The sequence below is a fragment of the Skermanella sp. genome (genome assembly GCF_059503625.1).
In genome coordinates, this window is sequence record NZ_JCACHA010000743.1 from 1 (window position 1) to 10,563 (window position 10,563).

Here is a 10,563-nt window from a genome sequence, read left to right on the forward strand (position 1 = left end):
ATAACTCTCCTTTTCTCATGAACCTCTCTAAGGAAAGGGACTAACCACCGCGGAATCCCTGACCAACTTTTCGCATCAACTACTCTGCGGTGACAGTCCGGTTGACCCACCCGGGGCCGGCGATTATCCTCAGCCGCACCACCCACGATCCGCCCCCAGCGGCCAACGGAGGCCTGAGCGATGCCCGGCGACACCCTCTACGACACCGACTTCGCGGCCTGGACCGAACAGCAGGCCGCGCTGCTCCGCGCCGGTCGGATCGACGCCGCCGACATCGATCACATCGCCGAGGAGATCGAGAGCCTGGGACGCAGCGAACGGCGGGCGATGGAAAGCGCGCTGATGCGGGTTATCGAGCACCTGCTCAAGCTGGCCTACTCGCCGGCATCCGGCCCGCGTGACGGCTGGCGGCAGTCAGTAACGGTCCAGCGCCTTGAGTACGAGGCTCTCGCCGACGACAACCCCGGTCTGGTCGCTCGGGTCCGGCTGCCGACCGTCTACGACCGGGCCCGCCGGCTCGCCGGCCTCAGCCTGTCGGAGCACGACGGCCTGTCGATGGCGGTCCTGCCGGCTGCCTGTCCCTGGACGATGGCCGAGCTCGCCGATACCGCCTTCTGGCCAGACGGACAGGCGCCATGACCGTCCTGCTAGCGCCCGCCGACGCTTGCAGCGACGCCGCATCCGAGGCTGTCAGCCCGACGCTGCCAGCCGCAACCGAGCCTCTGCTGCCCGAGCTCCTGATCGAGCGGCTGTCGGACTTCTTCGGCCGGGCCGAGCGGGCGATGGCGCCCCGGACGATCGCGGCGCTCCGCAGCGACGGGCGCCTGTTCGCCGGCTGGTGCGCCGGGCGCGGCCTGTCCTGGCTGCCGGCCGAGCCAACCACCGTCGCCGCTTTCATCGAGGCCGTCGGCACCTCGCGAAAACCCGCCACGATCAAGCGCTACCTTGCCAGCATCGCCGCCTGGCACGCCGCCGCCGATCTGGCCAACCCCTGCCGGTCGCTGACCGTCAGGATGGCGGCCCGCGCCCATGCCCGCGCCAGGACCGTGCGCCAGCGCCAGGCCAACCCGGTCGGGGAAAAGGAGATCGACGCGATCCTGGCCGCCGTCGGCAGTGGTGCTCAAACGCCCCACCGGGAACTGATCGGTCTGCGCGACAGCGCCCTGCTGCTGGTCGCCCGCGATACCCTGTGCCGGGCCAGCGAGGTCGTGGCGCTGCGCTGGGAGGATCTGGAGGACGACGAGGACGGCGAGGGCTCGATCCTGGTGCGCCGGTCCAAGACCGACCAGGAGGGCGCGGGCGCCGCCAGGTTCCTGGCGGACGACACCATGCGGGCGCTGGCGGCCTGGCGGGCCGCGATCGACCGTGCGATCGATCCCGCGACCCGCGACGTCGTCCCGTCCTCGCCCTTTGTCTTCCGCCACCTGTCGCGCCGCGGCTACGGTCCGGCGCTCAGCGCCACCTCCTACGCCGCGATCGTCAAGGCCCGCAGCGCCAGCATCGGCCTGTCCGGCGGCTACAGCGGCCACTCGACCCGGGTCGGCGGCGCCCAGGACCTGGTCGCCGCCGGCGAGGACCTGCCGGCGGTGATGCAGGCCGGCGGCTGGAAATCGCCGGCGATGGTCGCGCGCTACACCGAGCGTCTGCAGACCGGTCGCGGCGCGGTGGCGCGCGTCAGGCGCCGGCGCCGGGCCGGGACTCCGGTCGGCGACGAATAACACGGTGAACCATCCAGCGCCTGCTGTAGCAGGGACAGGGGGTTCCGTCAGCTCTCGCGCCAGCCCACCAGATGTAGCGGTTCGTGCTGGGGTTTGAAAGACTACCTATTGTGGATTTCGTGTATTTTGGCGCGAGACCTGACGGAACCAGTGAAGGGGCGACGAGAAAGATTTTCGTAGTTCTTGAACAAACCCGGAGCAAGACATCCGCCGAAATGCGGATCGTTGGCTTTCCCTTCTGAACTCACGACCTTCGGAGCCTTGCTATGAATTTCCTGAGCGGATTGTCCGCTTTCCCCATCACGCCAGCTAACCGCGACGGCCGCGTCGACACCGACGCGTTGCGCAGGCTGGTCAACCGTCTAGTTGTGGCCGAGGTCGATTCAATCGGCCTGTTCGGCAGCACCGGCATCTATATGTATCTGACCCTCGACGAACGCGAACGCGCGCTTGAAGCCGCGCTGGAGGAAACCGGCGGGCGCATGGCTGTCGTCGTTGGTGTCGGCGCCTTGAGGACCAACGAGGCGGTCAGAATTGCAAAGCATGCCAAGTCCACCGGCGCCGCCGCCGGCCTCCTGTCGGCGGCATCCTACACGCCGCTCAACGAGGATGAGGTGTTCGAGCATTTTGCCACCGTTGCCCGCGACAGCGGCCTGCCGATCGTTATCTACGACAATCCCGGCACTACGCATTTCCGGTTCACGCCAGAACTGGTTGGCCGATTGGCCAAGGTGTCAGGCATCGTCGGGATCAAGAACCCGAGTTCGACACCGCAAGACGCGGTTGAGCATCTTAAGGAGCAGCGTGGCAGCATGCCGAAGGGTTTTTCCATCGGCTATAGTGCCGATTGGAACTGCACCGAAGCGCTGCTTGCCGGGGCAGATACCTGGTACAGCGTACTTGGCGGTCTCTTCCCACAAACCTGTCTGAAGATCGTCCGCGCCGCGCAGGCCGGCAACGCCGAGGAAGCGCGCAGGCTCGATACCGCGCTCGCACCAGTCTGGGACCTGTTCAAGCAGTATTCAAGCCTACGCGTCGTCTATGCGCTCGCTGATCTGCTTGACATTGCCCACATCGAACCGCCGCGTCCAATGCTGCCTCTGTCCAAGCAGGCAAAGCGCCAGGTCGCCGATGTTCTGTCTCAATTGCCAAAACCCCTCGCAGCTTGATCTGTCGATTTCCCGGCTCGCACGATAGGAGGTGAAACTGACAAGCCAGATCGCAGTTCGGGTGCCGTCCGATATCGTGTTCCTGACCGCTTTCTGGCGGCTTCGCTACAAGCTGAGCCTGCTTGATCTGGCAGAAATGTTCCTGATCCGCGGCATCGTATTCACTCACGAAGCAGTGCGCGACTGGGAAGCCAGGCTGGCGCCGCTGCTCGCCGAGGGCTTACGCAAGCGCCGGGTTGGCAAGGTAGGTCGATGCTGGCACGTCGACGAGACATACCTTAGGATCTCCGGCACATGGTGCTATCTGTACCGGGCAATCGACCGGGACGGCAATCTGGTCGACGTCCAACTGAGCGAAACCCGCGACATGGCCGCGGCCAAGGCGTTCCTGCGCTCCGCCAGGTTGGTCAACCAGGTCGAGCCCGAACAGGTCACCACCGACGGCCATACCAGTTGCCCCACGGCCATCGCCGACGAACTCGGCACGGAAGCCGACCACCGCACCAGTCAGTATAAAAAACACCGTGATCGAAGAAAATCAACGGGGCATAAAAGGGCGCTACCGGTCGAGGCGCGGTTTCAAGAACTTCGATGCAGCCTATCGCTTCTGCCGGGCCTTTGATGAGATCCGCAACTTCCTGCGCTTGGCTACCTACATCAACCAGCCCATCTCGCTCGCCTGTCGGCGGGTCATCCACGTGCAGCGCGTGGCCGCGCTGCGGGACCTGATCTCCATCGCCTGATACAGCTAATGGTAGTCAACCACCTGCCCACCGCGCAAATTGCCCAGAAAGCTGACAGATCTCAGTAGTAAAAAGGATGATATCCAGTCACGCACAGCTGTCGTCTCCGCTTCACAGTGCTCCTAACATCTTTAGAGAGATGAAAAGTGCGGTAGGACGTAATCACCCATCTCATCCAGCACCTCACAAACGGGACGGCGAGACATTCTGAGGTTAAGCGCAACATGGCCAACACCTTGATCTGCTTGTCTCTTCCAAAGTTCAATCAGAGCCTTTCGACCAGATGTAATGCCGCGACCAACTTTCAAAGACGCGGCAGGGTCAGGATCGAGATCGAAAAACACCCCATACGCGTATGGCTTGAATACTCCTGCGCACGCTTTCCTCCAATTTGATACAATTTCAGGCAGCCGATCAAAATCGCTTTGATGCCACATCCATCCTTCCATATTTTCTGCAAGCCATTCGATTGTCTGACGCGCTCGGCCGATTGCGATCATGGGAAGGCTTGAAGTAACCGGCTTCGGGACAAGGTCGAGACTTCCATCCAAATGGCCATAGTAGTCTGAATGGTGATGTGGAAACTCATTTTCCGTTACGCACCTTATGAGCGCAATCGCGTCACGGAATCGCTCCTCACGATTTTCAAAATCCACTCCAAATGCCGGGTATTCAGAAGCTCGATCGCCGGACGATAAACCTAGTAGAAATCGGTTTTGCGTGAGTTGATCAAGTGTCGTTGCCTGTTTCGCAACAATCAGAGGATCGCGAAGCGGAAGGACGATCCCAGCAGTACCAATTGTGATCTGCTTAGTTACTGCTGCCAACCAACCCGCATATGCGAGCGGGTCGAAAACCTGTCCCACGTCGCCAAACATTGGATCGTAAAATGGCACATCCCGAAGCCAAATTGCCGCGAAGCCCGCAGCATCTGCTTGCTTTGCCATCGTAGCATGATCAATCATCGTGGGTGTATGGTTATCGTGATAAGCTTCTAAAGGAGCATTAAACCCAAAAGTCAACTTACCTTCGCGAAACACTCGTGAAAATCCACGATGTGTGGAGTTTCCTGGTCTTCTAATCGTGCTCATTCTAATCCTGTTCTTTTATTGGCAAAACCGATTGTTTTGCCTTAATTTTTGTTCGTCGCCATTGATGTAGGTGATCTTCGATCCACACAATGCCGTAGAGGTGCAGCCTGGATCGTAGGTGAGAGCACCTGTGTTCTTGCAGAGCGCACCGATGTCAATAACGTCAGAACCTGTCGTACCCGATAGCATTGGGAACTTAGTCGACCGATTGTTATTTAAAACCATTGTTATATGCCTTTCCGCCACGTCTTTTCCCTTTCATTCAACGGGGTTGATATCGATTGTTGAGTGCTGAACGCGAGAGCTACTAGAAAGTCTTTTTTCAAGCTATGGTCACTAGAGCAGACGAGACTTTTTGCGTGGCGGCATCCGACTCCTCCGCAACAGCGTACGGTGACTCACCTGCAGCCGCACATGTGACGGAATTCTATTGGGACAATCGTTAGGAATTTTGCCCTTCAGCAACACCTACAGGTTTAGAATTGTACATCCAGTTTTCATTCCGGCGGCGGCTGAAGAAGTTTGCTACGTAATCGACCAACGCCGCTTTTATCTTCTCACCCTTCCCCAAAGTTGCCTTTGTTGGATCGCCCGAGGCACCGAAGGCAGTTAGTTCAGAGAACTGCCAATATTCTTTCACACCTTGTTCAACATTGGGAATCATCCCGCGCGCATGGTTCATATCCATATGCTGGGGAATGAGTGCCAATCCTAGAGATGTTTCAGCTTCACCGCCATGTCCACGGCCGCCCCAAGCTTCAAACGTATCGTTGGGAATGAGTTTGTCGATCGTCATCCACCAAGCATCAAGAGCCGCAATGTGCATCTCGGGGTGTTCCTCGCGTACATTATGTGCAGCCACATCCATTGCGACAAGGTTTCCATCATGGCCGTTTACCATCAAAACGTTCTTAATCTTCCAAAATGCGAGCGATCGAAGGATGTCGGAGATGACCCGGATATTGGTATCTTGGCCGAGAGAAACTGCGATTGGCTTGTGCCGATACAGGTGGCTATAGCCAAAATAGGTTGGGGGCAAGACAACTGTCCGGTCCAGTTTCTCAGCAATTGCTAGGGACAGCTCATGCGCAATAAGAGCGTCAGTACCAAATGGCATGTGGTCGCCGTGGCTTTCACAAGACCCGACTGGAACGATAGCAGTATCAAATTTGCCTTCGTTGAAGGTTCTGGTATTGAGATACTCAAATCGAATGCTCGCCACAGCTCTCTCCCTCTTTGCTATGATTGTTGCCTTCCCTTCACAGGGCAGCCCCTATGGTCGGCGCTCAGGTCATAGTATGAACTCTGTCGCACTCGTACAAATGCATTAATCTTCTCAATTATGCAGTTTTCCTTTATAATTGAGCTGTTCTCGGCCACAAAAACTCGCACTTCAGATTGATCGAAAAATCTTCAGAATCCGCGAGATAAGTTTGATTGTTAGAATATTTTTTGGATTGTACGCTCTTTGGTGAAATCAGAGGCAACAACACAGACTTACATTTGCTCTGGGGTAAACGTCGTGAATTTCCAGTTCTTTGAAGGTTTTCGCGTCATTGAAAGCTCTGCCTTCATTGCCGCGCCGCTCGCCGGGATGACGCTTGCCCAATTCGGCGCAGATGTTATCCGTATAGACCTCCCGGGAGGGGGGATGGATTATCGCAGACTTCCGATAGCACCTGCTGGTCGCAGTCTCTATTGGACTGGGCTGAACAAGGGAAAACGCTCGTTAGCGGTCGATATCCGTAAGCCGGAAGGTCGGGAGTTGGTACAGGCTCTCGTGGCGGCAGACGGCTCTGCAGGCGGTGTCCTGCTCACCAACATAGCTGTTCCATGGCTCTCGCATTCCGCCCTTTCCGCAAAGAGATCTGATGTTATTACATGCACGATTGAAGGCAATCCTGACGGTACAACTGCAGTAGATTACACGGTGCATCCAGCAACTGGCTTTCCAGCTATGACTGGAAACGGATCGATAGACCAGCCGATCAACAGCCCACTTCCCGCATGGGACGTAGCGTGCGCATACCAAGCTGCATTCTCCATCGCGGCAGCACTAAGCCATCGACAGCGTACTGGGCTCGGCACCGAATTTCGATTGGCGCTTTCAGATGTAGCCTTTTCTACGTTGTCCCATCTCGGGATACTTACTGAGGCGGAAGTTCTCAAACAGGAACGCCCAGAGATCGGAAACTATGTTTATGGTGCCTTCGGTCGGGATTTTCCTACACGGGACGGACGACGTGTCTATGCTGCTGCGATCTCCACCTCGCAATGGAAGAATCTTATAAAGGCGTGTGACCTAAAGGTGCAAATAGCCGCCCTTGAGGCAAAGCTTGGTCGTGATTTTGGTCGTGAGCGAGACAGATACGACGCTCGTGAAGAAATTGCTCTCCTAGTTGAGGCCTGGACCCTACAGCATTCACTCGAGGATATCGGCCGCATCTTCAACCAGAACCGTGTCTGCTGGGGTCTTTATCAGACAGTACGACAGGCTGTTGAAACAGATCCCAGGATCAGCGACCACAATCCAATATTTGAACGGATCCACACGATGGGCGTAGGCGAGCATCTTGCGGCTGGTTCCGCTATACGTGTCTTGGGTACTGCCCGCGGTCACGTAAAACCTGCGCCGAGTGTCGGCGAGCATACAGATGAAGTCTTGATGGATGTGCTCGGCCTGAGTTCGACAGCCATTGGAAAGCTGCATGATGCAGCTATCGTCGCGGGACCGGAAGAGGGCTGAGGCATGTCACACACGGAGCGCCCTAATATGAACATGGATGTTGACCTAAAGGCATGGATCGGCCGCCAAGAATCCTCCGATGATGTCGCGAGCTTCCCCACGCTTAGGAGATTGGGAGCAACCCTCGACTGGACATTCACACGGACTGGGACTTTGGAGCTTCCTCCCCTGTCTCACTGGCTTTATTTCCTGCCAATGACGTCAACTGCAGAGCTAAAAAGCGACGGGCACCCCAGAATGGGCGGCTTCATGCCGCCAATCGAGCTTCCCCGGCGGATGTGGGCAGGTGGACGGGTTTCCTTCCTAGCGCCTATCAGCATTGACGCGCAAATGACCAAGCGCTCAACAATCACTAATGTCTCGCTAAAGGATGGTAACTCTGGTCCCTTAGTGTTCGTCACCGTGAAACACGAGATAATGGTTGATGAAAATTTAGCGGTCGTCGATGAGCAGGATATAGTCTATCGAGAGCCCGCAACGCCGGGAGCGTCGATGCCCAAAGCGATTCCCGCCCCCTATAAAGCGGAGTGGCGCCACCGCTTCGATCCATCGCCCACTCTCCTGTTTAGATACTCCGCACTTACTTTCAACTCACATCGTATACACTATGACAAACCATATGCCTGTGATGAGGAAAATTACCCAAACCTCGTGGTTCACGGGCCTTTAATAGCTACATTGCTCGCGAACTCAGTTAGCCAAGAAGTTTCAGGCGTTCGAATGACGAACTTTGACTTCAGAGCGGTAAGGCCATTGTTTGCGGACGAACCACTTTTTGTTTGCGGCGCAAGAGAGAGCGAGACCACTGTCCGCCTTTGGGCCGAAACATTGAGCGGCGCTGTAGCAATGAGTGCAACAGCCACCATCGATTTGAACAAGGGGGCTTGAACGTGACTATGAAGGAAAGAACGGGATACTTTTTTGAGGATTTTCATCTTGATCAGGTTTTCAGACACGCAACGCCAAGAACTCTGAGCGAGGCTGATGCATCAACATTCATTGCGCTGACGGGGACTAGGCATACCCTCCCATCTGCATCGCCTCTCGCGGCAAAGCTTGGCCTTCCAAGCCGTCCAATCGACGACGTTCTGCTATTTAATATTGCCTTCGGCAAGACGGTTCCGGATATCTCGCTCAATGCGGTAGCAAACCTTGGATATGCGGAGACGCGGTTTTTACATCCCGTTTTCGCGGGCGACACCATAAGTTGTAAAAGTAAAGTAATTGGCTTAAAGAAGAATTCGAGTGGCAAGACAGGAACCGTGTACGTCCGATCAATATGCTTCAATCAGAATGAAGTACCCGTTCTTACATGGGTGAGATGGGTTATGGTCAATAAGCGGGATATTGACGCAGACACTCCACGTGAGCATGTACCATCTCTCAAAGACGTCGTTGCCCCCGAGGATTTTTCACTTGCCGCACGTATCTCCTCAGCCAATGCGTTGGACAGTTGGTGTGACGCAACAGGCTCAAACGATCTCTGGGACGACTATGTGCCTGGGGAAAGGATCAACCATCCCATAGGTGTCACCGTCGAAGAAGCTGAGCATATCATTGCTACCCGTTTATATCAAAACAACGCCAAAGCACATTTTGACGCGTTAGCCATGAAACAACATCCTGTAGGACAACGGCTTGTTTATGGCGGTCATGTCATATCACTTGCGCGCGCACTAAGTTACGACGGGATAGAAAATGCACTAGGTATTCTTGCAATTAATGGTGGCAGACATGTATCGCCAACAATTGCCGGTGATACAATCTATGCTTTTTCTGAAGTTAGTGAAAAATTCGAATTACCTGATCGCAATGACATGGGCGCACTTCGCCTCCGCCTAGTTGGTTTAAAAAATATGACACCATCAGAAGTATCGTCCGCTCATCCGGACGGATCTAACCCGTCGAAATACCATCCCTCAATCGTCCTTGATCTTGATTACACGGTCGCAATGCCGCGACGACAAAAGCGTTAGTTTTTGTTACAAGTATCCGTTTTGCTTTTATCCTAAACCCTACCCGAAATGAGAGGGAATTATCATGAGCCACACGTCAAATATTTCGGTTACTCCAAGGCCACAGAGATCACAGCTTGCTGTACCTGCATCGAACCCAAAGTTTATTGACAAGGCTCTTTCGTTGGATGCCGATGTTGTATTCTTGGATCTCGAAGACGCCGTAGCTCCTAGCAATAAGGTCGGGGCAAGGCGTAACGTGATTGAGGCGCTGAATGATTTAGATTGGGGGAGCAAGACTGTTCAAGTCCGCATCAATGGTCTAGATACCGAATATATGTACCGCGATGTTGTCGACATTGTCGAGGCGTGTCCACGCCTCGACATGCTCCTCATTCCGAAGGTTGGAGTACCAGCTGATGTTTATGCGTTGGATATGCTCGTCTCACAGATAGAAATGGCAAAGAGGCGAACGAAAAGAATAGGCTTTGACGTGCTAATTGAAACAGCACTTGGAATGTCAAACGTTGAAGCAATTGCCGCGAGCAGTCCGAGGTTGGAAGCTATAAGTTTCGGCGTCGGTGATTATGGAGCAAGCACCCGAGCGCGTACAACGACGGTGGGAGGAACCAGCGCCGATTATGCAGTACTTATGGCTGACAGTGGCTCAGATGTAAGGCGTTTTCATTACGGCGATCAATGGCACTATGCTCAGTCAAGGGTGCTCGTAGCTTGTCGTGCGCATGGCTTAAGACCGATTGATGGGCCTTTTGGGGACTTTTCTGACCCTGAAGGCTTTAAGGTAGCAGCTCGTCGGGCTTGCTCCATGGGATTTGAAGGGAAGTGGGCCATTCATCCGACGCAAGTAAACTTGGCGAACGAGGTATTTTCGCCGGAACCTCAAGAGATAAACTACGCAAAGAAAATCCTGGCAGCTATGGATGAGGCGCAAAAAGCAGGCCTTGGTGCTGTGGCGTTAGATGGCAAGCTTATCGATATTGCCAGCATTAAAATGGCGGAGAATTTGATGCGAAAGGCTACAATGTTGGGAATAGATGCATGACGAGAGGAACATAGCGAAGCCTAACAGTCCGTTGACAAACTGGACTCGTATTGAATCTATGCACGTTGGTGTAGTGCA

10 protein-coding genes are annotated in these 10,563 nt (G+C 55.3%); 8 read left to right on the forward strand and 2 right to left on the reverse strand.

The features are described 5' to 3' along the window. Window positions 1–180 precede the first annotated feature (180 nt). From AC5JJ6_RS25445 to AC5JJ6_RS25460, 4 genes are all read left to right on the forward strand, one after another. Window positions 181–639: a DUF29 domain-containing protein gene (locus tag AC5JJ6_RS25445; RefSeq protein ID WP_496044748.1), complete on the forward strand. Its 459-nt coding sequence runs from the start codon at window positions 181–183 to the stop codon at window positions 637–639. Next, complete coding sequence (locus AC5JJ6_RS25450) at window positions 636–1,718, forward strand: tyrosine-type recombinase/integrase (protein WP_496044749.1); 1,083 nt, start codon at window positions 636–638, stop codon at window positions 1,716–1,718. The genes AC5JJ6_RS25445 and AC5JJ6_RS25450 overlap by 4 nt, the downstream gene beginning before the upstream one ends. A gap of 266 nt (window positions 1,719–1,984) precedes the next feature. After that, window positions 1,985–2,887, forward strand: coding sequence for a dihydrodipicolinate synthase family protein (locus tag AC5JJ6_RS25455; RefSeq protein WP_496044750.1), 903 nt, complete (start codon window positions 1,985–1,987; stop codon window positions 2,885–2,887). A 61-nt stretch (window positions 2,888–2,948) separates the two neighbouring features. Further along, the gene (locus AC5JJ6_RS25460) at window positions 2,949–3,509 is read left to right on the forward strand and encodes an IS6 family transposase (protein ID WP_496044751.1); all 561 of its coding nucleotides are present in this window, start codon (window positions 2,949–2,951) and stop codon (window positions 3,507–3,509) included. A 252-nt stretch (window positions 3,510–3,761) separates the two neighbouring features. Here AC5JJ6_RS25460 and AC5JJ6_RS25465 read toward each other — a convergent pair whose 3' ends face one another. After that, window positions 3,762–4,670, reverse strand: a complete 909-nt coding sequence (locus AC5JJ6_RS25465; protein ID WP_496044752.1) for an LLM class oxidoreductase — start codon at window positions 4,668–4,670, stop codon at window positions 3,762–3,764. 493 nt (window positions 4,671–5,163) lie between these two features. Continuing rightward, complete coding sequence (locus tag AC5JJ6_RS25470) at window positions 5,164–5,943, reverse strand: creatininase family protein (RefSeq protein ID WP_496044753.1); 780 nt, start codon at window positions 5,941–5,943, stop codon at window positions 5,164–5,166. Between the two features lie 300 nt (window positions 5,944–6,243). Between AC5JJ6_RS25470 and AC5JJ6_RS25475 the strand changes: the two genes are divergently transcribed. The 4 genes from AC5JJ6_RS25475 to AC5JJ6_RS25490 all read left to right on the forward strand — a co-directional run bounded on the left by AC5JJ6_RS25475 (window position 6,244) and on the right by AC5JJ6_RS25490 (window position 10,485). Further along, window positions 6,244–7,467 (forward strand): CoA transferase, encoded by a 1,224-nt coding sequence (locus AC5JJ6_RS25475; protein WP_496044754.1) that lies wholly within the window; start codon window positions 6,244–6,246, stop codon window positions 7,465–7,467. 27 nt (window positions 7,468–7,494) lie between these two features. Next, window positions 7,495–8,355, forward strand: a complete 861-nt coding sequence (locus tag AC5JJ6_RS25480; RefSeq protein WP_496044755.1) for an HTD2 family dehydratase — start codon at window positions 7,495–7,497, stop codon at window positions 8,353–8,355. Window positions 8,356–8,363: 8 nt separating this feature from the next. Continuing rightward, complete coding sequence (locus AC5JJ6_RS25485; protein ID WP_496044757.1) at window positions 8,364–9,443, forward strand: MaoC family dehydratase; 1,080 nt, start codon at window positions 8,364–8,366, stop codon at window positions 9,441–9,443. A 64-nt stretch (window positions 9,444–9,507) separates the two neighbouring features. Then, window positions 9,508–10,485, forward strand: a complete 978-nt coding sequence (locus AC5JJ6_RS25490; RefSeq protein WP_496044756.1) for an HpcH/HpaI aldolase/citrate lyase family protein — start codon at window positions 9,508–9,510, stop codon at window positions 10,483–10,485. Window positions 10,486–10,563 lie beyond the last annotated feature (78 nt).

Coding starts and splice junctions, on each gene's coding strand:
- AC5JJ6_RS25455 (WP_496044750.1), top strand. CDS start 1,985: ATGAATTTCCTGAGCGGATTGTCCGCTTTCCCCATCACGCCAGCTAAC.
- AC5JJ6_RS25480 (WP_496044755.1), top strand. CDS start 7,495: ATGAACATGGATGTTGACCTAAAGGCATGGATCGGCCGCCAAGAATCC.
- AC5JJ6_RS25445 (WP_496044748.1), top strand. CDS start 181: ATGCCCGGCGACACCCTCTACGACACCGACTTCGCGGCCTGGACCGAA.
- AC5JJ6_RS25490 (WP_496044756.1), top strand. CDS start 9,508: ATGAGCCACACGTCAAATATTTCGGTTACTCCAAGGCCACAGAGATCA.
- AC5JJ6_RS25485 (WP_496044757.1), top strand. CDS start 8,364: ATGAAGGAAAGAACGGGATACTTTTTTGAGGATTTTCATCTTGATCAG.
- AC5JJ6_RS25450 (WP_496044749.1), top strand. CDS start 636: ATGACCGTCCTGCTAGCGCCCGCCGACGCTTGCAGCGACGCCGCATCC.